Here is a 25,023-nt window from a genome sequence, read left to right as displayed (position 1 = left end):
CCCATTTGTTAAATGTGTGTGGAATAATCGGTATTGTATCCCATAAGGAGCAACGAGCGTCAATAGTAGCCTCTTGCCTCAGGCTGCTCGAATATAGAGGCTATGATAGTGTTGGCATAGCTGCGCTAGATGTAGGAAAAGTGGAGGTTATGAAGACCGTGGGTGGAGTAGAAGATCTCCTCAAGCAGGTTGACGTAGACTCCATTTCCAGTTCTGTACTTGTGGGGCATACTAGGTGGGCTACTCACGGCATGCCCACTTTCAGTAACGCTCATCCACATACAGACTGTAGTTCTAAGATCGCTGTCGTTCATAATGGAACTATAACTAACTTCGATGTCCTTAAAGAGGAATTAACTTCACTGGGTCATCGTTTTAAGAGTGAAACTGACACCGAGGTCATTCCCCATATGATGGAGGAGTGGATAAAGAAGGGTCTGACGAGCTGGGAGGCGTTCAAGAGGACAGTTCAAGCCCTAAATGGTAGTTACGCTATATTAGCAGTGGTGTCTGGAGAGAGGAGAATTTACTTTGCTAGGAAGGACAACCCGCTTACTATTGGACTAGGAAAGGGCTCTAACTACATTGCCAGCGACGCTGAAGCCTTCGTGAGATTCACAAGAAGGGTCGTTAGATTGATGGATGGTGAGCTAGGCTACATAGAAGCCGATGAGGTGCGCATCTTTGACTTCACAGGGAAGGAGATAGCTGTCGGCGAAAGAGTAATGGAAATCGGTTGGAGTCCAGAGGAGAGCGGAATCATTGGATACGAACATTACATGCTTAAGGAAATTCAAGAGTCTCCTCGTGCAGTCAGGGACACGTTGGCTGGCATAAGGTTTGACCAGGTTAGCGAAGCCGCATCTTTAATTCGCAACTCCGAGAGGGTCCTTGTAGTTGGTTCTGGTACAAGCTATCACGCCGGACTTCTTTTCGGTCATCTCCTGGAGAAGGAAGGTTACGACGTGAGGACTTTAATAGCATCAGAGGCTACAACCTTGAGACCTCGAGAAGGTGACGTTCTCATATCGATATCTCAAAGTGGGGAGACTCTCGATGTCCTTAATGCGGTTAAGAATCACTTCAAGAAGTATAACATTAAGTCGATTTCATTGACTAACAGGATAGAAAGTGCACTTAACTTTGTCAGCGACATAAGGCTCCACACTAGGGCCGGTCCGGAGGTTGGAGTTGCAGCCACTAAGACCTTCACCTCCCAGCTCGCAGCTCTACTCTACCTTAAGTCACTCATCGTGGGGGAGCCAACCGACTACCTTGAAGGTGCTCCCGCGGCAGTCTCTAACTCCCTATCTCAGCAGGGTTACGCTAAGGCGATTGGAGAGGAGCTGTGTAAGAAATCGGACATGTTCTACTTAGGCCGAGGAATGGGAGTCCCATTAGCCATGGAAGGTGCACTGAAGATAAAAGAAGTAGCCTATATTCATGCAGAGGCCTATCCAGCGGGGGAGAGTAAGCATGGACCTATTGCCTTGATAAGCGATGGATTCCCTGTGTTCTTTGTAAATGACGGTGAACGTACGGCTCTATTAATTAATAACCTTAAAGAAATGAAGGCTAGACGGGCTAAGACTTACTCAGTCTCGGTAAACTCTAGGATCGGTGCCGATGAGGAGATCTACTTTGAAGGAGATTCGTCGCTTGCCCCATTCTACATCTCTCCTTTTCTGCAGATGGTGGCATACTTTGCGGCGGTGTGTAAGGGAGCTAACCCAGACAGGCCCAGAAACTTGGCTAAAACGGTGACTGTGGAATGATAGCTTTAGTGCTAGCCGCTGGGTCTGGGAGAGGATTAGAGCCGTACACAACTTTCGTACAGAAGGAGACAATTTCTGTCGTGGGTAAGCCAGTAATAAGATATGTCGTTGATGGACTAGTTGATGCGGGGATTGACAAATTCGTCGTTGTAGTTGGAGACAAGGAGGAGCAGGTAAAGGAGGCCCTTTCAGGAGTTTCCATTCCGTTAACGTTCGTGAGGCAGAAACGTAAGGGTATTGAAGGAGCTGTTCTTGATGGAATGAGTGAAGTAGATGATGAAGTGTTTACCCTTGCCTATGGGGATATAGTAGCCCCACCGAGGTTTTACAGGAGTTTAATGAACGCCTATTTGGAGGGAGGGAAAGATGCGGTCTTCTCCCTAGTACCTGTAAGTGAGGGACTTTCCACATACGGATTAGCCGTTATACAGGAAGGCAAGTTAAAGGCCATTACTAACACCGGATCTACCTTGGCTTTGGCCGGAGCCTATGTAATACCCAAAGGTAATTTCGATAATCTCCTAGATTACTTCAACCATCTTATCCAGAGGGGTTCTAACTACTTCGTGTGGAGCGGTAGCTGGGTCGATGTGGGGTACCCAGAAGATCTGATCAGGGCCGTAGAATCGATATTATCTAACAGGGCAACCGAGATCTCAGAGAAAGCCTACATCTCAAGGACGGCAGTAATTGGACGCGGAGTGATCGTAGAGGAAAACGCGTATGTGGATGAGTATGCTGTGATCAAGGGTCCAGCCTATATTGGCAGAAACGTATATGTGGGAAACTTCTCCCTGATTCGAGACTTCACGTCACTTGAGGAAGATTCTAGGGTTGGAGCATATGCTGAGCTAGCCCACGCTCTAGTTCAACCTAGGGCAGACGTTGGTTCGAAGGCCTATCTATCATTCTCCATCATAGGAAGTTCCTCCAAGATTGGAGCAGGAGTCGTTGCCTCTAGCTATCCAGCTGAAGTTACCCGCAGTAAAGTGGAGAAGTTAGGGTGTCTAATTTCGCCGAGTAGACAAGTTCCTCACGGTAAGGTCTTGGAACCCGGTTACAGGGAATGAAAACTCAAATAGCGTAACAGAGAGTTGAGAAGAGCTTTAAAGGGCAGAACGGCAGAAATTTGTTGAGCGGGGGTGCCCGAGCGGTCAAGGGGGCGGACTCAAGACCTCGTGGGAGATCCGCTGGCGTAGGCCATCCGGGGTTCGAATCCCCGCCCCCGCACATTCACATCTTCTTTAAGACAAGGGCCGTGGTCGTGTTCTTTATACCCTTTACTCCTCTAACCTGTTCTATTATCTGATTCAGACTTGTCGTGTCCTTAGCTGTGATCTTTACTATGATGTCGTATTCACCGCTGACTTCCATGACCTCCTTAACTCCATCCACTAAGTGAAGTCTCCTAGTCACGGAAGTGGTATAAACGTTGGGTTCGCACTTAACGGAAATAACAGCTTCGATCTCCTCGGGAGGCCTGGGTCTAAGCTTCGAGCCAGTTACTTCCTCCACTAACTCTAAAAGATCCTCATCCCTGTAGAATTTCGCATCCTCTTTCTCCTTGATCTTGCTGAGGACCTTATCTAGCACGTCGTCACTGAGGGTTACACCCATCCTTTCTAATTTTCTGCGTATACCGTTCCTTCCAGAGTATTTGTCGATTGTATAATCTCTACTCCGTCCTAGAACTTCTGGAGGAATGAATTCATACGTTTTAGGGTCACTTAATATGCCCGCTACATGAACTCCGGCCTTATGAACGAAGGCGTAGTCTCCTGTTATTGGGTAATTTGGTGGTAGAGGGATCCCACTGTATTTCTCTACAAGCGAGGAGAGTTGGGTGAGCTTTTCCAACTTTACAACATCCACACCTAAATGGTATTTAAGAGCCACTCCAATTACTTGCAACGGAGTTATACCTACTCTCTCCCCGAGGCCGTTAACTGTAGCGTGCACGATCGTGGCTCCTCCCTCCACTGCAGCGAGCGAGTTCGCCACCGCATTTCCCATATCGTTATGAGCGTGAATATCGAGTTCAACGTCTGGTACCTCCCTCCTTATCCACGAGAAGAAGTCCCTAGTAGTTGTCGGTTTCAACACACCTACGGTGTCAGCTATACTCACCCTGTCCGCCCCCGCATTTCTCGCTGTCTTGACCACCCTTATGAGGTACCCTGGATCTGCCCTGCTAGCGTCCTCCGCCGTGAACCTAACCTTTACTCCGTGAGATCTAGCGAACCTGACTGCGTGTTCGATCAGTTGGAGAGCACTATCTCTGTCCGTCTTGTGCTTACTCTTTAAGTGGATATCGCTAATCCCGTAAAATATTGCGACCCGATCTACTTCTAAGCTAGCCGCTTCCTCGATGTCTTTCTCTACCGCTCTACTGTGGCCTATTATTTCTGACTCTATGACTCCCTCTCTCTTCAACTTGACGATCCCCTTAATCCCCTCCCTTATATCTGGGGAGACAGTGGGGTGGCCGGCCTCTATCATGGCCACTCCTGCATCTGAGAGGGCTTTCGCTATCTCTATTCTTTGTTGTACTGTGAAAGCAACTCCTGGCGTCTGTTCACCTTCCCTAAGAGTAGAGTCCAGTATTCCTACCAAAGTCGCACCTGGAAGGTGCTATACAGGGTACATAGTATTAAACATTGTTCATATTAATGGGTATAACTTCGAACTAATACCAGCGAAGCCGTTACTATTTTAATGAATCCCTAATCAGGTTAGCTACGTTATCCGCACCTAGCTTTCCAGCGAACTTCTCCATGAGCTTAGTGATGACGTTGAAAAGTTCCCTGTAGCTTCTGACCTCGGAATAATGAAGGGAGTATACGTATATAAGGGCGTTGGTGACTGAGCTCCCCATCTCTATCTCTGACACTACCTCCTGTAGAATCGACTCCACCCCCTTCACATCAACTTTTCCTTTAAATTTTCTTAGCTCCTTAAAGTCTGGGTCTTCCATCACAGACAACCTAGATCACGCAGGCTCAATGATGGTGGAAATGTCTTTACCTTTAAGTACTTCCCTTAGCTTGGAAAGTTTGTTGTAGTTCATCACTACCACTTTTATCTTCGACCTATTAACTATCTTTATGGCAATGGGATCTAGCAACTCGTATCCTCCAGCGTTCACTGACTGTGAAGTCTCAAGAATATCTGAGAGTTCCTTGGTGGTAAGCCGCGGAATCAGTTTAGCGTCCTTGAAAAGTCGTGGATCTCTTTCATAGACACCGTCAACGTTAGTTGCCAATATTAGTAGTTCACTATTGGACGCTTCCGCCACTAAGGCGGCGACCGCAGCCGTGGATTGGCCAGGTTGGAATCCTCCCACCACTACAACTTTCCCACTAGTCCAAGCATGAATGAACTCCTCTAGGCTCTCGGGGACCTTTAGGTAACTCACGTCAGCCATTGAAAAGGAGAGCAAATATGCGTTAAGCCTGGAGGCCCAAACTCCTAAGAGGTCCAACATAGATTCGTTGGCACCCATGGCCCTCCCCTTCCCAATGTAACGTCTAGCAGTTGCTCCACCTCCTGTAACTACTGCGACTCTCTTTCCTTCCTCTATCAACCCCCTTATTCCCTCCCTTAGAGCGTTAAGCGAATCCACAGTTTCCTCATCAAAGAGTTTACCACTCACCTTTACTACAACGCTCATCGAACTCACAAAAAAGAAGGTTGAGTTATAAAATTTACATTGGGTAGTCGTCGGGCAGCTTGTGTCTGAAGTACTTTCCCGATTCGGGATCTTTAAACAGCCCTATCTTCACTCCCTTTCTTCCCTTGGGGGCGAGTAACCAAACCTTTTCTGGACTGAGCTCGGCCTCCTTTCCGTTGGGTGTCTTCACCTTTACGGACTTCTTCCCAGCAGGCATCTATTGATCAGTAGAACCTACATGAACCATTTAATAAACCTTTCCATGACTCATTTAATTAGTAATACCGTTAGTCCTTTAATGGTAATGCTAAAGGAAACTTTTAGTTCAATTCGTGACTAGACCGCTTGGGTTATTCCCCCGTCAGCTACTATGTAGCTCCCTGTTATGTAACTGCCCTCCTCGCTTGTGAGGAAAAGGAGCAAGGCGCCCAGATCTTTTATAGAGTCTCCTATTCTTCCAACCGGAACGGGTCCCACAACTTCTTCCAACCATATCTTTTCGAAGGGTTGTCCTCTTCTCTTGGCCAACTTACTTATAGAGTCCCTAGCACCTTCGCTATCGAATGTGCCCATGAGTATCGTGTTGACTGTTATGTTGAAAGGACCTAGTTCTCTACCAAGTATCTTCGTAAGTTGAATTAGGGGAGACCTGGACACATCAGCTAGAGAGAAGAAGTCCTTTGGCTCCTTCACGGTGTAGGAGGAGAGAAAGAATATCCTTCCCCACTTTCCCTTCATCATGTCCTCCGCCATCTCTCGAATCAACTTAATTGGACTGAGGAGAAAGAGATTGACCGATTGAATCCAGTCCTCCATCGTGGTTTCGAAGAACGTAGCGGGTTCGTTTGAAGGATTTCCAGAATTGATGATCAGGACGTCAATTCCCCCTAAGGTTTCTCTGGCTTCTCTAGAGAACCTACCGACGGATTCCAGTGACGTCATGTCAACTGTTATTCCCCACACGGCCGGGCTGATTTTTCTAAGAGATTCTAGTGTCTCACGTACAGCTTCTGGATTTCTAGAACCTATGAATACCTTAGCGCCAGCACGGAGGAAAGTTTCTGCCACTCCCCTTCCTATTCCTCTTGTTGAGGAGGTTACAACTACCCTCTTCCCCAAAGCTCTCCTCATTTAAACTATCTAGTATCCTTGTGGAAACATAACATTAACTCGAGCAAGAGAGAGAACGCCGGGGGCGGGATTCGAACCCGCGAAGGCTTGCGCCTACTGGCTCTCCAGGCCAGCCCCTTGACCGCTCGGGCACCCCGGCAACCGTCGCTCAGATCAGTTCTATTTCAATATATACGTCCTCTGGTACCTTGACCCGCATTAACTGCCTCATGGCCCTCTCGTCTGCAGAAAGGTCTATAATCCTCTTGTGCAACCTCATCTCCCATTTCTCCCACTTTTTCCTCCCTTCACCGTGAGGCAACCTCATCACAGGCACTGTCATCGTCCCCTTGGGCAGAGGGATAGGACCCCTTATATTGACTCCAGTTTTCTCTGCGATGTTCCTGATCTGTCCAACTACGTAGTTTAGATTGTCTACATTCGTACTCCAGAGCCTTATCCTAGCCTTACTTGGCATGAAACGCACCTAAAAAGTTTACTTTATTTCGACTTTGGTGGCCTTCACGTCAGTTACTATACCCACTCCCACCGTCTTCCCCATGTCTCTCATTGCAAACCTACCTAATGCAGGAAAGTCACTAAATTTCTCGACGCAGAGGGGTCTAATTGGTTTGAACTTCACTATTGCTGTATCTCCTTGCTTTATGAATTGCGGATTCTTCTCCATCTCCTTACCTGTTTTAGGGTCTAGTTTGGACGTGATCTGGTTGATCATGCATGCAATGCTGGCCGTATGTAGGTGGAGGACTGGGGTGTATCCTTCGGTTATTGCTGTCGGATGCCAGAGGACTATTATTCTAGCTTCGAACTCGTCGGCTACAGTAGGTGGATTAGTCGGGTGGCCAACGACGTCTCCCCTCTTTATGTCCTTCTTATCTACACCTCTAACGTTGAAGCCTATGTTATCGCCTGGCTCAGCCTTCTCTAGTTTGGTATGATGAGTTTCCAGCGACCTCACTTCTCCTACCTTACCAGCAGGCATAAAGACTACCTTGTCTCCTACCTTTATCACTCCTGTCTCTACTCTTCCAACGGGCACCGTTCCAACTCCAGAGATCGAATAAACATCCTGCACCGGCAATCTCAGTGGTTTGTCAATTGGTTTCGGAGGTATCTCTATCGCATCAAGAAGTTGCTCTAATGTGGGGCCGTTGTACCACTTCATGTTCTCTGACCTCTTAATTATGTTCTCTCCAGTCGTCGACACCACCGGCACAAACTTCACCTTGTTCATATCGTACCACCTAGACATGAACTTCGTCATCGTATCAACCACCTCCTTGTACCGTTTCTCATCGTAAGGTGGTTCAGTTAGATCCATCTTAGTTATGGCTACCATGAGTTGATTTATGCCCATAGTCTTGGCTAATATTACGTGTTCCCTAGTCTGTCCCTCTAAGCTCATTCCCGCCTCGAACTCTCCCTTCTTAGCTGAGACTGCAAGTATGGCGGCATCAGCTTGGCTCGCACCTGTTATCATGTTCTTAACGAAGTCCCTATGGCCTGGGGCGTCTATTACAGTGAAAAAGTATTTCTGCGTCTCGAACTTCATGAAGCTCAGAGATATGGTGACACCTCTTTCTCTCTCCTCTTTTAATTTGTCCAGAAGGAAAGCGTACTTCTCTGTCTCCTTTCCTAACTTCTTTGCAGCTTCCTCTGCCTCCTTCAGTGTCTTCTCATCTATGAATCCCCTCTCGAGCAAAAGCCTGCCTATGAGGGTACTCTTACCGTGGTCTACGTGCCCTATTACTATGATATTAACGTGGGGCTTCTGAGACATTGAAACACCTCTTGGCGAAAGCATAAGGAGATGTAGTTAAAAGTTTTTAGTTCATTCCTAGGACTCTACCTCGAGCTCAGAGCTATTCTCTCTATTTCTTCCTTCCTCTTCACTGCAAAGCTCTTGGGGTCGGCGGATGCCGCGGCCATTATTTCCTCCGCAAGTGCTTCCTCTATTGGTTTTGGGTTGTTAAAGGCCGCAGCCCTAGCCCCTTCAATTATGTGTCTCAAAGCCAAGTCAACTCTTCTCTGGGGGGAGATGTCAACTGCCACATAGTACACTATTCCTCCGTACATTATCCTTGTCGTTTCCTCCCTTGGTGCGCCGTTCTCTATCGCTCTTACCAACACTTGAATCGGGTTCTCTCCTGTTTTAGCTGAAATGATTTGGAATGCCATCTTCACTATGTTATACGCTAATATTTTCTTTCCCTTGTTTTTTCCTGGCCGCATCACGTTGTTTATCAGTCTCTCTACTATCGAGATTCTGGATTTGCCGAACCTTCTGTGTTCATGTCTTCCTCCACTATGTGGTAAGTAGACTGGGCTCAGAGAGATGTACTTCTTTAGGCTTGGGTCTCTGATCTGCACTTCGGTGTCCCAAGCTCCGAAGATCTTCACATCTAGCTGCGACTCCAATTCAAGCTTGCATGACGGCTTTACGGAATAAATATTTACCCTTCTTGTCTGACTCACGACCACTTCATTAAGTGTAAATAGGGGAGGTCTGCAATTGTTATTAATGGATCCTGAGACGAGCCGGGACACGATCAAGGTTGATCGCGTGGAGGCTTTCTTCCTCCCAGTATCTCCCTCAGTCCCGGTGATTGTTTGTTACCTAGAGGATGGTAGGCAGTTCAACCTTCTTAACGTTCCAGTTGAGATTGTGATGGCAATTAACAAGTTCAAGGGACTCACTACTTACAATGATAGAGAAACCATTTATGAGGTTCTTTTGATGCTCAGTGAGGTGATAGACGAGTTGGAGAAAAGAATAGACAGTGTGGTTATTGATAACCTTAATAGGGAATTAGGAGTATATAGTGCCACAGTTAGCATAAAGTTCGACGGTGTGCTGATACAGAAGAACATGATTCCCAGTCATGCGATATACTTGGCTCTCCTTTCAAAAACGGATATATATGTGAAGAAGGAACTAGTCGACGACCAGGAGAAAGAAATGAGCAACGGCTAACTCACTTACGGGCTTTCGTTCTGGAATAACCTATCTCACCGGTTTCTGTTTCTTGCCCCTATATAGGGAATCCAGCGACACCCCATTTACCATTATAACTTTATATCTAACTCCAGGCAGGTCTCCCATCGATTTACCTAACGTTCCACCTATACCTGCTATTATAACCTCATCGTGCTCATCGATGAAGTTTACCCCACCGTCACCTGGAACGAACGCTGTTACCACCCTACTGTTTCGCACCAGTTGTACCCTGACACACTTTCTGACGGCCGAATTAGGTTGCCTTGACTCAACTCCAACCTTCTCCAAGACCACACCTCTAGCCATCGGTGTGTTTCCGAGCGGGTCGTACTTCTCCTTTAACTTCAACATTCTGTTCTTGAACTTCCTTTGACTCCACCTGAACCTCAACCTCTTTACCTTTAATTTTCTAGCGGCAAAAAGGCCCTTCGGAGATTTACTACCGGTCATTTTACCACCTACACTATTACTACGCTGTCTACGTCCATGTACCTTTTCAATATAAGTTTTGCCCTACTTACGTTCTTCCCGTTCTTTCCGATTGCGAGACCCTTATCTTCTCCTGCCACCGTAATGTAGAGCGTTTTCTTGGAATCTGTCTGAACCAACCTTATGCTTCTGACTCGTGCTGGCATCATGAGATTTTTAACCATATCCTCTAAGCTGTTACTGTAAGCTACCACCTCAACCTCTCTGTTTAGAACTTTCCTTAACCTCTTCACATTGGCTCCGTTCTTGCCTATTGCCAAGCCCATATCACTCGGATCCACGAGAAATACAATTCTATTTCCCTCTTCATCTATGATGCAGTCCCTGGCCGTGACTTTGGTAAAATCCTGAAATAGAGAAAGAAATCGCATACCCTCAGGTGTCAGTTTTATTTCGGGCAAAATTTCACCTCTTCGCCAACTGTTCCATTCTAGAGTCTCCGAAATCAGTGATTGCCATTGTAGATATCATGTAGGGCTTACCACAGAGCGTCCCGAGCTCCCAGCCTGATCCAGCATACTCGTAAATAGGTACGTTGGAGAGCTCGGCATGTCTCTTCAACTCCTCCCTTAACTCCTCCTTTAAGTAGGAGGAAATGATTAGCATTTTCGCTTTCCCCCCCGCAACTACATTTAGAGATTCTTTAGTTCCGATCACCACCTTCCCAGTTTTCAGAAGCCTCTTCAGTTCTGACTCAAAGGAAACTGACTGTGACATCCTCTCACCTTAACTTCATGGACAGCTCTACCATTCCCGTTCCCACCGCTATGGGTTGACCGATAATTATGTTCTCCATAACCCCTTTAAATTCTTCCATTTCACCCTTAGCCGCGGCTTCAAGCAAGTGCTTCACTGTCACTTCGAATGAGGCTCTAGCTAATACGCTTAGCTTCTCTCCAGATATTCCATGCCTCCCTATCTGCCTTATAACACCAGTCCTACTCATAATGTCTGATACGAGAATGATATGCCTAATATCTACGTCTAATCCCTGTTCATCTAAGACTCTCTTTATTTCCCTCACTATCAGTTCCCTAGCTGCCTCCACGCCGAACATTTGCTCTACCTCATGAATGTTGTTAGTCTCAACTCTCGTCACGTCTACTCCCTTTACTCCTATCACGCCTTCCAAGTTGGAGCCGTCTGTAATTATCACGTACTCAGATCCTCTTTTCTGTACTATGGCTCTCTTTATTCCTTTCACACCCTTTAACTTAGATGAGAGTACCTTCTCTCTAACCTTGAAAAGCGAAGAAACGTTCTCAAGTTCTGTGAAGTTTAGAACTAGAGTATTCTCGTCTGCCTCATCCACAGTATATTGACCTATCTTCAATCTCGATATCACTTTCTTGACGTCGTCCATGGTTACTCCCTTGTCTCTCATTAACTCCGGATCCAGTTTGAATACTATCGACATGGAGGAGATGTCCATGCTTGTTGATGCAATTACGTTCTCCACCTTGGTATACTCGATCTTTCTCGCCACTTCTAGCGCTTTTTCCCTATTATCCTTGTACTCATCTGTCAAGTAAATGGTCATCATCGGAGTTGAGGGGACCTTTCTAGCATCTACAATTTCGATCAGTCTAGGTAGGCCCAAGGTGACGTTAAGTTCCCTTACGCCAGCGTAGTGGAAGGTCCTTAGTGTCATTTGGGTACCTGGCTCTCCTATAGATTGAGCAGAGACTACTCCTACCGGTTCTCCAGCTTCAACTAACGAACTTACGTAGTCCTTGGCCAGTATATCTACAATTTGGTCTACTTCTTCCTCTGTTATTTCTACGGGGTAAGACGTTATAGTTTTCTTAATGTCTTCGATTATTTTAGGAGACAGCAACTGCCCCAGTTCTGTCAGCCGCTCCTCAAGACGTCTTGCAGCCTCCTCGGTTAACAACTACCTCACCTTTTCCAGCCCACAACCCTTTCTATAGCCCTATTTATGTCTATGGCCTTACCGTGTACACTCTTCATTGGGTGCACACCGTCGTATCCATAAAATGTTTGAATTAGGTCCCCACCTATGTTTCTCACGGTTCCATCGTACTCTAACCTCACGTCAGAGAGCGCATTTATCAATCTTCTCTGCATATATCCGCTCTGGGAAGTTCTCACGGCGGTATCCACTAGTCCCTCCCTTCCGGCCGCGGCGTGGAAGAACATTTCTACTGGAGTTAACCCTCTACTGAAGCTGGAATATATGAATCCCCTCGCCTCAGGTGATATGTCCCCTTTCTTGAAGTGCGGTATAACTCTGTCCTTATAGCCTCGCTTTATTCTCTCACCCCTTATTGACTGCTGCCCTAACATAGCGCTCATCTGGGTGAGATTGAGGAGGCTTCCCCTGGCGCCTGTTCTAGCCATTATGTAGGCATTGTTGAAGGGGTCGAGGTAACTGGATCCAGTCTCTCCCGCGCTATTTCTTAACTTATCTAAAGCATCCAAAATGTAGTTCTCTAGACTCTCCTCTAGCGTCCTGCCAGGTATTGGCTCTAATTCACCTTTATTGAACTTATTTATTAGTTCCTCCACCTCTTTTCTTGTTTCCCTCGACTGCTCCGCTATCTTAGAAACCGCTTCTGCCGGTATTTTAACGTCGTTGAAGGTCATTGTGAGCCCCCGTATCTCTATGAATCTGATGAAGAGCCTGAAGAGGTTATCCATAATCCATAATCCATAATCCTCTGGATACTCCTTGATCAGCCAGTGAAGCACGCTCTCAGGCTGCTGATTTCCCAACGCCTTCTTGTCGAAAACACCTGTTACCAATACTCCCCGCTTAACTACTATGTATGAGTCATGTGGACAGTCTTCGTCCCTGCAAATTCTAGTACCACTCGACACGTTAGCAGGTCCGCGGAAGTTGAAGTTATTTGGTAGGAACATGCTAACTACTTGTTTCCCAGTCCAGTATTCCTTAGGTGACAAGATAGCTGGCTCTGGAACGTCGCCCGTGTAGTTTACAGGTCCGAGTAGCTTTGCTAACTCCTCCCTATTGATGAGTGTAGTTTTCACTGTCATTAGGTAAGCTCCACTTATGTAGTCTTGAGTTCCTCCCATTATCGGCCCGCCGTACCTTGGAGTGAGAATATTCTTGTGCACAGTCATTAGTTCCTTGGCTTCAGCCACCGCCTCCTCAGCCTGTGGTGCGTGAAGGTTCATCTCGTCTCCGTCGAAGTCGGCGTTGTATGGAGGACAGACGAGGAGATTAAGTCTGAAAGTTCTTCCAGGAAGGATTCTAGCTCTGTGAGCCATTATTGATATCCTGTGAAGGGAGGGCTGCCTATTGAATAGGACCACATCCTTATCCATGAGGTGCCTCTCCACAATGTAATTCTGTGTTAACCCCTCGGCTAGGGCTTTCCTATCCTTCACGTACCTTAGATCTACTCTCTTACCATCAGGTCGAATTATGTAGTTGGCCCCTGGCCACTTCTCTGGGCCATTTATCACCAATTGTCTCATCTCTTCTATGTTCCAACTTGTGACCTTCTCGGGTATTGTTAATATCTTTGCTATGTCTATTGGTACACCAACTTCGTCTATACTTATGCTGGGGTCCGGCGATATCACAGTTCTAGCCGAAAAGTCTACTCTCTTTCCAGAGAGGTTCCCTCTGAATCTTCCTTCCTTCCCTTTCAACCTCTGGGCCAACGTCCTCAAAGGCCTTCCTGATCTATGTTTAGCGGGGGTAATCCTGGAATTTCGTTGTCAAAGTATGTTGAGATGTGGTACTGCAGAAGGTCCCATAGATCCTCAATTATGAGTTGAGGGGCTCCTGCGTCTAGGCTCTCCTTCAATCTCTCATTTATTCTGATTATGTCGACCAGTTTGTGGGTAAGGTCGTCCTCGGCCCTGATTCCACTTTCGATCATTATTGAGGGGCGCATGGTTACTGGCGGAACTGGGAGAACGGTTAGCACCATTAGCTCTGGTCTACTAGTCTTCGGGTTTAGCCCCATGGCCTCTACGTCTTTATCGGGTATCCTCTCTAAGCGCTCCCTTATGTCAGATGGAGTGAGCTTTGTTATTCCCTCCTTACCCTCTTCGTAAAAGGTGAGCGGCTTCTCTAGCTTGATCTTCAACTGTTCAGTTCCGCAGTGAGGACATGTCGTGTTCTTCCCCGCAGTCTTCTTGACGTAGTCAACAAGTCTCTTCGCAGCCGATGGCCATCTCGACTGTATTGCTCTGTATATCCTAAGATATCTGTCTATCTCCTCCTCGGGGAGTTTGAGTCTGCCGCATTTTCTGCATGTGGCTGAGAGAAGCTCATTGATGTGTTTAACGAACCCAATGTGCACTACAGGCCTCACCAGTTCTATATGGCCGAAGTGACCTGGGCACTGGCCTAGCTGGTTTCCACACGTGGGGCATTTTTGCCCAGGTTCAATTACTCCAAGCCGCGGGTCCATAACTCCCCCTTCTATAGGGGTACCGTCCTCGTCATAGACCTCCGACGTTATTATTGCTGTTACTGATATCTTCCTTATCTCGTCTGGAGATAGAATTCCAAAGTTTACTCCCTTTATTACTTTATCCTCCATATTTAGCTCACCTTCTCACCAAGGATCAGTCTTGGAGATATTGCCATACTGAGGAGCTCTTGAACCAGCAGTTTGAAGGCGTAGGATATTGTGACCGGATATAATGTGCTCTTATCCCCATGTAGAGGGCAGACGTATCTGCCCTTGTTCCTGTCGAACCACCCCACATAACCACATTGTTCGCAGATGTAGATGACTGCCTTATCCGCATTGTCTAGCAATCGATCCTTAATCAACATTGCAGCACCGTACCCTATTAGACAATCTCTCTCCATCTCCCCAAACCTCAGTCCTCCTTCCCTCGCTCTTCCTTCGGTTGGCTGTCTCGTAAGTATTTGCACTGGGCCACGAGCTCTAGCGTGGATCTTGTCAGCTACCATGTGATGGAGTTTCTGATAATAGACTACACCAAAGAATATCCGGTTCCTAACCTTCTCTCCAGTTCTACCATCGTAGACGACCTCGGTTGAGTCTGGGAGGTGGCCGAAATCCATCAGTTTGGCTTGAATTTCGTCCATCGGTATCTTGTAGAAGGGTGAAGCATCCATCAACTCGCCAGAGAGCGCCGCATACTTACCAGCTATAGCCTCCATGAGTTGTCCTAGGGTCATTCTTGATGGGAATGCATGAGGGTTGAGGATTATATCTGGAACGATCCCTTCGGTGGTGAAGGGCATATCTACCTGTGGTATAAGTAGACCTACCACACCCTTTTGCCCATGCCTGGAAGCAAACTTGTCCCCCAACTCGGGTATCCTCAAGTCTCTCACTCTGACTTTCACTAGTTTATTTCCTTCTGACGTGTCGCTGACCATCACGAGGTCAACTATGCCGACCTCGCCATGTCTAGTTATGACAGAGGTATCCCTCTTAGCCTGTTCAGCACTCAATTCTTTGAATTCCTGAAGGAATCTTGGGGGCTTACCTTCCCGATCAGGACGTCACCTCCCTTTATTTCCATCTCTGGAGAAACTATACCATTATCCTCCAGTAGTCTGTAGTACTCCTTTCCTTTGAATCCCCTGACTCCAGGCTCGGGTACGACAACCTTGTCCTCTTGTCCTCCTGGGTACTTAACTTCCTCAGTGGCATAAAGTCTAAAGAACGTCGATCTATACATTCCCCTTTCTACCGAGGACCTGTTCAGAAGAATAGCGTCCTCCATGTTGTACCCAGAAAACGACATAATTGCGAATATCGCGTTATTTCCAGCGGGTCTATAGTTGTAGCCTATCTCGTCTAAGACCCTAGTCTTGACCAACGGTTTCTGTGGATAGTGTAGTAAGTGAGCCCTGGTATCTGTCCTCAATTGGTAATTGGCCGCATAGAGTCCGAGAGCTTGTTTTGCCATAGCCGACTGGTAAGTGTTCCTCGGAGACTGGTTATGTTCCGGGTACGGGATCATGGAGGCCGTTATACCTAGCAGGGTGGGTGGCCATATTTCTAGGTGCGTGTGTTCTGGTGTCACGTCCTCAGCATTTATAGCTATGTATAGGTTTTCCTCTTCCTCAGGATCGACGTATTCGATCTTCCCCTCCTTAACCAAGTCGTCAAACTCGATCTCCCCCCTTCTCAATCTCTCTATGTCTCTCTCAGTGACAAGGGGCTCACCGTCCTCTAACACCAACAGAGGTCTCCTTACTCTGCCCGAATCACAGTTAATCCTCACTTCATCCCCATATTCCGTAGAGACGTAACTAACGTTGACCTCGTTATTTATCTCCCCCCTTCTCCTCCTTTTCCTGATCTCAGAGGCGAGGACTTTACCTTCCTCGTAGTACCCTATTAAACGGCCGTTGAGTATTACCCTACTCCATCCGCTATACTGATCTTGGCTAACCTCCTCCTCGGAGACCTTCCTCACTATTTCCTCAATGTCCACTACTCCCATCTCTTTCAACATTCTTTCAATCGTCTTCTCACTGATACCGACCGAGATTTGTGCCATTAAAGCGAGGTTCTTCACTAGTCCGCTGTTGGGTCCTTCAGGCGTTTCGAATGGACACATCCTTCCCCACTGTGTTCCGTGGAGATCCCTAGCCTCAAAATGAGGCTGCCCGCGCGCTAAGGACGATATGACCCTCCTAAGGTGACTCAGAGTGGAGATCCAGTTCGTTCTATCTAGTAATTGGCTTACACCAGTTCTTCCTCCCACCCAGTTACCCGTAGCCAGCGCATGTCTTATTCTCTCTGTTACAATGTCGGCCCTGACTAGGGAGCCTAATACTAGTCTTCTAGCACGTAGTCTAGACTTCTCCAGCTGATACTGTAGATCCTTTATGAATGCCCTGAACGCTACTCTGAATAAGCTCGAGAAAAGGTCTCCCGCTAATTTCAATCTCTTATTTGCATAGTGGTCCTTATCGTCGGGCTCAATCCTTCCGAGACTCAACTCGATTACTCGGTTCACCACGTAAGCGAGATAGAAGGCTTTCTTCCTCCTGTCAGTGGGCGTTGTTCCCACGTGAGGTAAGAAGTATTTGTCAATGACTTGCTCTGCCTTCTGAATCCTGTTTTCCCTTTTTTGACCTATTGCTATCCTGTTTCCTATGAAATCTAACGCGTCCTCAACGGTAGTTATCGAGCTCGCCTGTTCCAGTGAGGGAAGTAGTTCGTTTTGAACCTCAGGATCTAGAGAGACCATGTAAACTATGTCCTTATCCGTGGTAACTCCTAGTGCCCTCATAAATATACCAAAGGGAACCTTCCCAGGGAGAGCAGAGAAAGAAACTTGGATGGATCCGTCTTTTACCCTTTCTACTGTGATTGGGAGTCGGTACCCCGCCGCACTAGATATGACTTTTGCAGTGTGAGTGATGTTACTTCCTGGCTTTCCGTAGTCTACAAGCACTCTGTTGGTAGCAAGATCCTCCTGAATTACAATGACCTTCTCAGTGCCGTTAATTATAAAGTATCCTCCTGGGTCCTTTGGATCCTCTCCTATTGTTATAAGCTCCTCTGGAGAAAGCTGCGAAGTCGGGTCTATAGAAGACTTTATCATTATTGGTAGGTCTCCAATGTAGACCTCTGTAGGTTCTCCTTCGATGTTGTTCTCTACTGGCGTCATGGTTAGGAAGAGAGGCGCAGCGTAGGTGAGGTTCCTAAGTCTAGCCTCCATCGGAGTTATCTCATGTTCTCCGCGGTCGTATTCCCTAACCCTTGGCTTCCCTATTCTTATCTTCCCGAGTTTGATTTTAAGACCTTGAATCTCAGTAGTTATCTCACCCTGCTCATCGATTATTTCCTGTAGCCTTTCCTCGATGAAGTCGTTGAAAGAGTCTAAGTGCTGTCTCGCTAAGCCCTTAGATTTGAAGTATGATTGCATAAGGGTCCAACGATTCTCTAAACTGATCAACACGTTCACCTAACCACTTATCACATATCTATAAATTACTACCTCGCCCCCTAAAGGATTCTTTCTAGTAACTTTCACTAGGTCGCCTGGCCTCGCACCTATTGCCTTAGCCACCGGATCTGTGGACCTCATCCAAGGAAGCTGATCTGGTGTGACACCTAACGATTTCAATACCGTCAGTGCTTCCTCTGGAGACAATAACTCATGTTTAGGTGTGAGATGATAAGATAGGGGATCAACCTTCTTTTTCGTGCTAGAACGCATCCAGATAACACCTATGAGCTAAAACAACTTCCTAAAGCATAGAGTATAAAAACATTGATTCATAAAGGGGAGGCAAGGCTAATCTAAATCTTGGGCTTTCTTTGCAATTTAGATCCGCTTGCAATTTAAAGTTACATGCTTGTTTCTTTTATTCTTTTCTCTAGTAACTTATACACTGTCTCAGGCTCCGCTCTCTTACTTGTCTTCTTCATTACCTGTCCAACTAGGTAGTGAATCGCTTTGGGTTCTCTCTTGGCTTCCTTCACCGCCTTCGGATTCTCCTTTATCACAGAGTCGACAACGGCCTCCAGAGTTTCCCTATCTCTCAACGCGGTCATACTTGTAGCCTCCACTAACTCCTTTGGGGCCTTTCCTTCGTATATCATTCTTGGAAGGAACTCCTTCGCGATCTTTATTGTTATTATCCCCTCATCTAACATCTTCAACAGCTCAGCGAGCTCTCTTGGTCCAGCCTTGGCCTGCGCAATCGAGAGATCCCTCTCATTTAGCCACCTCAGGTAGTCGTTGATTATCAAACTCGAAGCCTTGGTGTAGTCGTGGTACTGCTCGGCGACCTTCTCGAAGAAATCGGCCAATTGTTTATTCATTACTAAGACGTTGGCGTTATAGCTGCTTATCCCATACTGTTTGATGAACCGCTCTATTCTTTGATCTGGTAATTCTGGCATAGACTTCCTTATCTCCTCGATTAGTGTGGGGTTAACTGAGATGGGAGGGAGGTCTGGATCTGGGAAGTATCTGTAATCTTCCTCTGTCTCCTTGGACCTTAATGGGACAGTAACTCTCCTCTCTGCATCCCAATGCCTAGTTTCCCTCTTTACTGGAATTCCTTGGGACACTGCTGCGCGCTGCCTTGATATCTCATAGGCCACGGCCAGCTCAACATCCTTTGCTGAGCCTATATTCTTCACCTCTACCCTCTCACCTCCTTCAACTGAGACGTTGGCATCGGCCCTTATGGCCCCCTCTATTGAACCGTCACATACCCCCAGATGTTCTAACACCGACCTAAGTTTCTCTAAGAATTCCCTAGTCTCGCGTGGTTCACTCATATCTGGTTCTGTAACTATTTCTAACATTCCCATCCCCGACCTATTGTAGTCTAGAAGGGTGTACTGACTCGTAAGCATCGAACCAGTGGGATAAACACTCTTGGCTGGATCCTCCTCTATATTTATTCTCCGTATCCTTACGTTCTTATTTCTGATTCTAAGCTGCCCTCCCATCGCTATGGCCTCTGTTCCAGGACCATCGTATTGAGATATCTGATAGTTCTTACTCATGTCGGGATAGAAATAATGCTTCCTCACAAAGGTTACTTTGTTAGATATCCTAGACCCAAGAGCTATTCCGACCATTATAGCTAATCTCAACGCCCTCTCGTTGAATACTGGTATAGCCCCTGGCAGCCCTAGACATATTGGGCACACGTTGGAGTTGGGCTGTTTTCCCACGTAGTCTGAAGGGCATGGACAGAAAAGCTTGGTTCTGAGGGCCGTTAGATGCGCGTGAACTTCTAACCCTACTAGGACCATTTCGTATCACCTCAGCCTAAAGATGTCAGGTAGCAATTCCCTCAGCTGGAACCTCTTAGCTTTTCCTTCGCTCTTCACGATCACAACGGCCTTTTCTCCAAACTCGGCTATAACTTGCCTGCAGGCTCCACACGGTACGATTTCACCGCCGTCAGCCCTTGCCACCGCGATCTTAACTATTTCGTTCTCCCCAGAGGAGACCGCGTTGAAGATTGCCACTCTTTCGGCGCAAATGGAGAGTCCGTAGGAAGCATTCTCGACGTTAGCCCCGAAATAAACTCTTCCACTTCTCCCTACTACTGCAGAACCGACTCTGTAGTTAGAGTAAGGGGCATACGCCTTCGAAGCGGCGTTTTCTGCCAATCTGATTAGTTCCTCATCCGAAGGCTCTGTCACCTGCGTCCCCCAGACCTGGAACTATGTACCCCATGGAATTGATTTCAGGATCCACCTCCACAGTGAAGATATTGACGTAAGGGTACTGCTTAGTGATACGGTCAACACCGTACCGTGAAGAGAGTACAGACGCCACGTAGTACTTCTTAGCCTTACTTGTTCTCATTAGCTCTAGAACTTTGAGGATTGTGCTGCCCGTAGCTACCATAGGATCCGCGATAATCACGTTGTCCTCCTCTTTAACATCTGGGAATTTATAGTAATGTATATCAACCTCCATTTCCTTTGGAGGCGAATCGAATTCGCCTTCCTTTCGTTTCGCTACCACGACTCCCTGCCTAGCCGAAGGAAATGCCTTCAATAGTCCCTCAACAAGAGGGGTGGCAGCTCTCATTACATTAACTATCACCACTCTCTCAAGGCCTACAATTCTCACTCCTCTTGCTAATGTTGAAAGAGGGGTCTCTACAGTCACTTCCTCTACTTCCATGGTGTTTGCTATCTCATATCCAATGAGACGGCCCAGACGAACTAGGTTCTTCCTAAAGAGGACTTGGTTTGTGTTTCTATCTCGAAGTTGAGTAAGTATGTGTCTCGCCAGTGGCGTGTCAACTTTGAATAGTGGCATGTCTTAGAACCTTTAACTCTTGGTCGTGAGCTTCCTAGCCTCCCTCTCCGTCTCCCTGAGCATCAATATATCTCCTTTTCTGACAGATCCCTTAACGTTCCTAGTCAGGATCCTTCCCTTATCTCTCCCCTCCAGAACTCTAACCATGACTTGGGTTATTTCCCCAGTTACGCCTGTTCTATCTATTATGTTTATCACTTCAGCGGGGAAACCGAACTCCTCTATTATTGGTGAGGACTGTACTTTGGACCTCTCACTCATCTTGACCGGTCTAACCTAACTGACACAGTTCAATTTAAATACTTCGCGCCTTGCCTCTATGGGTGATGGTCTATGGTAGCAATTAGAAACTGCAGTTTCTGCGGGCATCAGATAGCGCCAGGAACTGGGCTAATGCACATAAAGAACGATGGCACTATACTCTGGTTTTGTTCGAGTAGATGTAGAAAATACATGTTAGAATACGGGAAGGACCCAAAGAAACTCAAATGGACAAAGTTCTACACTAAGGTAAGGTGAGATTAGTGCCTCAAAGAACCTTCGTTATGATAAAACCTGACGGTGTTAGGAGAGGATTAATCGGTGAGATAATAAGTCGGTTTGAGAAGAGAGGCCTCAATATTGTTCAGTTGAAGATGGATAAACTGGATAGAAACCGCGCGGAGAGGCTTTACGCAGAACACAAGGGAAAACCGTTCTTCGAAGAACTAGTGTCATACGTAACATCAGGTCCTGTGGTGGCAATGTTGGTGGAGGGGGATGATGTGGTCAGCGTAGTCAGAAGAATGATAGGTGCGACGGATCCAAAGGAAGCTTCACCTGGAACAATAAGAGGTGATTTGGCCCTCTCCAAGAGTGAGAACGTGATACATGCGTCCGATTCGCCTGAGAAGGTGGCGTACGAAAGTTCGGTCTTCTTCCCTTGACGACGATACCTTTCAGTTCAGCACTGAAAGGGCAAAGAGGGGGTCTTCCTTTCTCTTTATTTTAACCGTCTCTTCTATGACTTCCATCATATCGTTTGTCACTACATCCTTGAACTTCTTAAGAAGTAGGCCAAGCTCATCGTTGGTGAAATCACTGTATAGGAAGTCTCCCTCGTTAACGTGTCTACCTACCATCAAATTACTCTTTATGGAAACGGCCACCTCCATCCCCTTGGTCGCTCGTTCTAAACTCTTCTTCTTATCTTGAATTTGAAGGACTTGTCCTATCTGTCTTCCCTCTTTATCGATTAAGGTTGTGCCAGGCTTGAGGACCCCTCCTATCACCTCCACCCCTACTATTATGGGATCGCTCCTCCTAAATACGAATCCTGGTAGTATCTTTACTTTGCAGGGCAGGCTCATGCTCTCTAGCGTCCTCCTTCTCTCCCTATCCCGTACTTCCTGTATATATCTCTCTAATTCGTCTATTAATTGATATATTATCTCGTTACTTATTAGTTTAACACCGCTCACATCTACTCCAGTGAGCGGTCTGACTCTAAAGGCCAGTATAACCCTGTAGGCCTCATCCTCTGACAATTTGGCTTCCAATACGTCCCTCTTGGATATGGGACCTACGTCAGCTAGCCTGATCGGAATTTTTTCCCCACTTACAGCCGAAACTATCGCTTCTAACGTTCCAAGACTGTCCGACTTGATTATAACCCCAGAAACATCCTTATTATAGATTTTTATAGTTGAGACCTCCTCCTCCACAACCTTCTTCAATTGTTCAATTCTACTTTCGTCTTCGGCGACGTAGAGCGGCGAGCCAGCTATAGCTTCTTCGAGTCCTGGTGCTGAGATTTTAACACCTGCAGCAGCAACTACTTCATCTAGGCTTACGAAGTCTGTCTTTACTATCCTTATGTCTTGAAGTGGTTTAGGAACCAGAATTCCCCTAACCCTAGTTACAATAGGGCCGTTTAGGCCCGCCAACACTAAGATATCGTTCTTCTTCAGAATCCCGTCGTAGACTATAACATCGATTGTATGTCCTAGTCCTATTTCTTCCTTGACCTCCATTACCACTCCCTTAGCCGGCCCTTCCACCACCTTTAGCCTGTTCTCCATGTATCTCTGCGACAGTCCAGCTAGCAACGCTAACAACTCTGGAATTCCTTCCCCGGTCTTGGCCGATACCGGGACTATTGCAACGTTTCTTGTGAAATCCCTCACTCTATCAAATCTTTCCGCATTGAAGCCCAATTGGGCTAGGTCCATGACCAGCTTGTAGATCAACGTGTCAAGCCTACTCTGAACTTCTTTGCTCTGTCTTGATATAGACACTGTGAACGGTTGGTTGGGGTTAGGTTGCCAACCAGGCACTCTATCAATCTTATTGGCAGCCATTAGGAATGGAACTCTCCTATCTCGTAGAATCTGTATGGACTCGAACGTTTGTTTTTGAAATCCCTCTGTAACATCTACAACTACTACAGATATATCGGCAACACTCCCTCCTCTTTTCCTTAGATTAGAGAAAAGCTCGTGCCCAGGAGTGTCTATGAATAATAACCCTGGGATCTCTAGTTTCAATGGTATTATGTTTTTAAGTGGCTCAGCTACTTTTTGTATGACTGACCTAGGAACCACACTGGCTCCCACCTCCTGCGTCATCTCCCCCGCTTCCTTCCTCACAACAGCAGTTCCTCTTATTTTGTCCAGAAGGCTGGTTTTGCCATGGTCCACGTGTCCTAACACTGTAACTATGGGTTGCCTCAACTTCTTGATGTCGCTCGAGCTCACTGCGCTCAACCGATTCACGTGCAACTCCCAACTAAATTAAACTGACTACCCATTTAGGGCCTAGGACTCCGCCTAGGTCATGTAGTTCACTCCCATACTTGGTCGCAGCGTGGGTTTCTCATCATAGTTGCAGAACTTAATACCCCGCTCATCCCTCTATTTATGTATACGAGGGGCGTGTATTAAATTGTTAACAGGGAAGGAACATAAAGAAAAGGAATTGCGAATGCGTATCATGGCAGTGGAGACCCTTAAGGAGCTTAAGAAAACGTTCACTTACAAGGAATTATCTTCGATGCTGGATATTCAAGAGAGTCTCCTTTGCAGATACACGAATGGAGCCACTATTCCCAGCGAACTCCAAGCAAGGGAGATATTGGGAAAGGTCAAAACCGATGATTTTATTTTTAAATTCTTTAAAGATAAAATATCAATTTATGATGATAATTTTGTAGACACTAGCAAGATTCTCTTCTATCCAAACCTCCTTACCATTGTTGTACTTAGCACGTTGGAGAAGGCATCTGCCATAGACGAAGTAGATAAGGTTATAACTCCAGCCGTTAACGGTATTGCCCTCGGTGCTATGGCTGCTTACATACTTCGTCGCCCCTTAATAGTAGTTAAGAAGTACAAGGAGTCCACATATGTGGACTACTACGAAGAGTCCGTGAGGGAAGTCAACAGCATGGTATCGACCTTCTATCTTCGGAAAGACTTAATCGAGAAGGGAGATAGAGTATTAGTAGTAGACGATGTAGTGAGATCTGGGAAGACCGTAAGAGCCTTAGTAAGTCTAGTTAATAGGTCAGGAGCCTCCGTTGTAGGAGTATTAGCCCTAATAGGTGTAGGGAGGGGTTGGCAGGACGGGCTAAGAGACGTTAAGAACGTCAAGGTAATTCTGAGGTTATGAGTTTTTATCGGTTGACTAGGGATGTTTACGTTCTAGTGACACCCAGAGGAATGAGAAGCTACTTAGTGAAGGGAGATAGAGGTTGGGTCATTATAGATGGAGGAGATCCGGTTTCGCTGAATATAATAGTGAGCGATATTTTGGAGGTGACTAGGGGAGTTACTCCTAAATATATTCTAGTCACGAGCTGTCATCCCGCTGCGGCCTCTGCTATAGGTGCACTCTCCAAGTTCTTCGTAGAGTCATTAGTGGTTTCACACTATCCAGATTCTGTAGCTCTAAGAAGGGGAGAGTGTGAAGGCTCCTTCTACGAACCCGCGAGAGTCAGCGTCGAGTTGAGAAGCGATGAAGAGGTAGTTGAGGGAATAAGGATTAAGTTGACTAGGACTCCAACTTTAGGTTCGATTATCGCCAACTATAATGGAGTGATCTTCGCTGGTAGCACGCTCGTTTCTCCTTTAAAAACTGTAAGTTATTTATGTAGCGTCAGCGACTGCAGCAAAGTGTCCTAAGTTGCTCTACGGAGAACGCTGTGGCTCTTGCGGCCGCGAATCTTTGACAATAGATTGTCC

25 protein-coding genes, 2 tRNA genes and 2 pseudogenes are annotated in these 25,023 nt (G+C 46.6%); 8 read left to right on the top strand and 21 right to left on the bottom strand.

The annotated features are described in order from the left end of the window. The first annotated feature begins 14 nt into the window (after positions 1-14). The 3 genes from glmS to HS1genome_RS00240 all read left to right on the top strand — a co-directional run bounded on the left by glmS (position 15) and on the right by HS1genome_RS00240 (position 3,005). Entirely contained in the window at positions 15-1,775 is a 1,761-nt protein-coding gene (gene glmS, locus HS1genome_RS00250; protein WP_126448997.1) for a glutamine--fructose-6-phosphate transaminase (isomerizing), read from the top strand. Next, positions 1,772-2,845 carry a nucleotidyltransferase family protein gene (locus tag HS1genome_RS00245; protein ID WP_126448996.1) on the top strand — a complete coding sequence of 358 codons (1,074 nt, stop codon included), beginning with the start codon at positions 1,772-1,774 and terminating at the stop codon, positions 2,843-2,845. Before glmS ends, HS1genome_RS00245 begins: the two co-directional genes overlap by 4 nt. Positions 2,846-2,911: 66 nt before the next feature. Next, positions 2,912-3,005: transfer RNA gene (locus HS1genome_RS00240), tRNA-Leu, on the top strand. Positions 3,006-3,008: 3 nt separating this feature from the next. Here the strand turns inward: HS1genome_RS00240 and lysS are convergent. From lysS to HS1genome_RS00195, 9 genes are all read right to left on the bottom strand, one after another. Beyond that, on the bottom strand, positions 3,009-4,388 hold the full coding sequence (gene lysS / locus HS1genome_RS00235; RefSeq protein WP_126448995.1) for a homocitrate synthase: 1,380 nt from the start codon (positions 4,386-4,388) through the stop codon (positions 3,009-3,011). Between the two features lie 94 nt (positions 4,389-4,482). After that, positions 4,483-4,749, bottom strand: a complete 267-nt coding sequence (locus HS1genome_RS00230; protein WP_126448994.1) for a hypothetical protein — start codon at positions 4,747-4,749, stop codon at positions 4,483-4,485. 15 nt (positions 4,750-4,764) lie between these two features. Next, positions 4,765-5,445: a UMP kinase gene (gene pyrH / locus HS1genome_RS00225; RefSeq protein ID WP_126448993.1), complete on the bottom strand. Its 681-nt coding sequence runs from the start codon at positions 5,443-5,445 to the stop codon at positions 4,765-4,767. 34 nt (positions 5,446-5,479) lie between these two features. Next, the gene (locus HS1genome_RS00220; RefSeq protein WP_126448992.1) at positions 5,480-5,662 is read right to left on the bottom strand and encodes a chromatin protein Cren7; all 183 of its coding nucleotides are present in this window, start codon (positions 5,660-5,662) and stop codon (positions 5,480-5,482) included. Positions 5,663-5,781: 119 nt separating this feature from the next. After that, the gene (locus HS1genome_RS00215) at positions 5,782-6,576 is read right to left on the bottom strand and encodes an SDR family oxidoreductase (RefSeq protein ID WP_126448991.1); all 795 of its coding nucleotides are present in this window, start codon (positions 6,574-6,576) and stop codon (positions 5,782-5,784) included. Positions 6,577-6,632: 56 nt separating this feature from the next. Continuing rightward, a tRNA-Ser gene (locus HS1genome_RS00210) sits at positions 6,633-6,715 on the bottom strand. A 9-nt stretch (positions 6,716-6,724) separates the two neighbouring features. Then, complete coding sequence (gene rpsJ, locus HS1genome_RS00205; protein ID WP_126448990.1) at positions 6,725-7,033, bottom strand: 30S ribosomal protein S10; 309 nt, start codon at positions 7,031-7,033, stop codon at positions 6,725-6,727. A gap of 18 nt (positions 7,034-7,051) precedes the next feature. Next, positions 7,052-8,356 carry a translation elongation factor EF-1 subunit alpha gene (gene tuf, locus HS1genome_RS00200; RefSeq protein WP_126448989.1) on the bottom strand — a complete coding sequence of 435 codons (1,305 nt, stop codon included), beginning with the start codon at positions 8,354-8,356 and terminating at the stop codon, positions 7,052-7,054. A 65-nt stretch (positions 8,357-8,421) separates the two neighbouring features. Continuing rightward, the gene (locus HS1genome_RS00195) at positions 8,422-9,027 is read right to left on the bottom strand and encodes a 30S ribosomal protein S7 (protein ID WP_126451242.1); all 606 of its coding nucleotides are present in this window, start codon (positions 9,025-9,027) and stop codon (positions 8,422-8,424) included. Between the two features lie 70 nt (positions 9,028-9,097). Here HS1genome_RS00195 and HS1genome_RS00190 point away from each other — a divergent pair, with 70 nt between their 5' ends. Next, positions 9,098-9,550: a bifunctional nuclease family protein gene (locus HS1genome_RS00190; RefSeq protein WP_126448988.1), complete on the top strand. Its 453-nt coding sequence runs from the start codon at positions 9,098-9,100 to the stop codon at positions 9,548-9,550. A gap of 30 nt (positions 9,551-9,580) precedes the next feature. Here HS1genome_RS00190 and HS1genome_RS00185 read toward each other — a convergent pair whose 3' ends face one another. From HS1genome_RS00185 to HS1genome_RS00135, 11 genes and pseudogenes are all read right to left on the bottom strand, one after another. Beyond that, a complete protein-coding gene (locus HS1genome_RS00185; protein ID WP_126448987.1) occupies positions 9,581-10,024 on the bottom strand; it encodes a 30S ribosomal protein S12 in 444 nt (147 codons plus the stop codon). An 8-nt stretch (positions 10,025-10,032) separates the two neighbouring features. Continuing rightward, positions 10,033-10,464, bottom strand: coding sequence for a NusA-like transcription termination signal-binding factor (locus HS1genome_RS00180; RefSeq protein ID WP_126448986.1), 432 nt, complete (start codon positions 10,462-10,464; stop codon positions 10,033-10,035). Between the two features lie 4 nt (positions 10,465-10,468). Then, positions 10,469-10,780, bottom strand: a complete 312-nt coding sequence (locus HS1genome_RS00175; protein WP_126448985.1) for a 50S ribosomal protein L30e — start codon at positions 10,778-10,780, stop codon at positions 10,469-10,471. Positions 10,781-10,784: 4 nt separating this feature from the next. Further along, a complete protein-coding gene (rpoA2, locus tag HS1genome_RS00170; protein WP_373286754.1) occupies positions 10,785-11,897 on the bottom strand; it encodes a DNA-directed RNA polymerase subunit A'' in 1,113 nt (370 codons plus the stop codon). Positions 11,898-11,962: 65 nt separating this feature from the next. Beyond that, a pseudogene (gene rpoA1, locus HS1genome_RS00165) lies at positions 11,963-14,604 on the bottom strand (DNA-directed RNA polymerase subunit A'). A 2-nt stretch (positions 14,605-14,606) separates the two neighbouring features. Continuing rightward, positions 14,607-17,929 (bottom strand): annotated as a pseudogene (locus tag HS1genome_RS00160) (DNA-directed RNA polymerase subunit B). A 39-nt stretch (positions 17,930-17,968) separates the two neighbouring features. Then, positions 17,969-18,223 (bottom strand): DNA-directed RNA polymerase subunit H, encoded by a 255-nt coding sequence (locus HS1genome_RS00155; RefSeq protein WP_126448983.1) that lies wholly within the window; start codon positions 18,221-18,223, stop codon positions 17,969-17,971. 131 nt (positions 18,224-18,354) lie between these two features. Next, positions 18,355-19,779 (bottom strand): Asp-tRNA(Asn)/Glu-tRNA(Gln) amidotransferase subunit GatB, encoded by a 1,425-nt coding sequence (gene gatB / locus HS1genome_RS00150; protein ID WP_126448982.1) that lies wholly within the window; start codon positions 19,777-19,779, stop codon positions 18,355-18,357. A gap of 6 nt (positions 19,780-19,785) precedes the next feature. Beyond that, a complete protein-coding gene (locus HS1genome_RS00145) occupies positions 19,786-20,175 on the bottom strand; it encodes a cytidine deaminase (RefSeq protein ID WP_126448981.1) in 390 nt (129 codons plus the stop codon). Then, positions 20,156-20,803: a uracil phosphoribosyltransferase gene (gene upp / locus HS1genome_RS00140; RefSeq protein WP_126448980.1), complete on the bottom strand. Its 648-nt coding sequence runs from the start codon at positions 20,801-20,803 to the stop codon at positions 20,156-20,158. Before upp ends, HS1genome_RS00145 begins: the two co-directional genes overlap by 20 nt. Before the next feature lie 12 nt (positions 20,804-20,815). After that, positions 20,816-21,064 carry a 30S ribosomal protein S28e gene (locus tag HS1genome_RS00135; protein ID WP_126448979.1) on the bottom strand — a complete coding sequence of 83 codons (249 nt, stop codon included), beginning with the start codon at positions 21,062-21,064 and terminating at the stop codon, positions 20,816-20,818. A 72-nt stretch (positions 21,065-21,136) separates the two neighbouring features. Between HS1genome_RS00135 and HS1genome_RS00130 the strand changes: the two genes are divergently transcribed. Beyond that, a complete protein-coding gene (locus HS1genome_RS00130; RefSeq protein WP_126448978.1) occupies positions 21,137-21,322 on the top strand; it encodes a 50S ribosomal protein L24e in 186 nt (61 codons plus the stop codon). Then, a complete protein-coding gene (ndk, locus tag HS1genome_RS00125) occupies positions 21,319-21,729 on the top strand; it encodes a nucleoside-diphosphate kinase (protein WP_268243592.1) in 411 nt (136 codons plus the stop codon). The genes HS1genome_RS00130 and ndk overlap by 4 nt, the downstream gene beginning before the upstream one ends. Before the next feature lie 12 nt (positions 21,730-21,741). Here the strand turns inward: ndk and infB are convergent, their stop codons facing one another. Further along, complete coding sequence (gene infB, locus HS1genome_RS00120; protein ID WP_126451240.1) at positions 21,742-23,538, bottom strand: translation initiation factor IF-2; 1,797 nt, start codon at positions 23,536-23,538, stop codon at positions 21,742-21,744. A 127-nt stretch (positions 23,539-23,665) separates the two neighbouring features. On the opposite strand from infB, the gene HS1genome_RS00115 reads away from it, so the two are divergent. After that, on the top strand, positions 23,666-24,451 hold the full coding sequence (locus tag HS1genome_RS00115; RefSeq protein WP_338067363.1) for a phosphoribosyltransferase family protein: 786 nt from the start codon (positions 23,666-23,668) through the stop codon (positions 24,449-24,451). Beyond that, complete coding sequence (locus HS1genome_RS00110) at positions 24,448-24,963, top strand: MBL fold metallo-hydrolase (protein WP_126448976.1); 516 nt, start codon at positions 24,448-24,450, stop codon at positions 24,961-24,963. The genes HS1genome_RS00115 and HS1genome_RS00110 overlap by 4 nt, the downstream gene beginning before the upstream one ends. Positions 24,964-25,023: the final 60 nt, after the last annotated feature.

The sequence above is a fragment of the Sulfodiicoccus acidiphilus genome (assembly GCF_003967175.1).
Lineage (GTDB): Archaea > Thermoproteota > Thermoprotei_A > Sulfolobales > Sulfolobaceae > Sulfodiicoccus > Sulfodiicoccus acidiphilus.
This window is presented reverse-complemented; position numbering and strand designations above follow the sequence as displayed.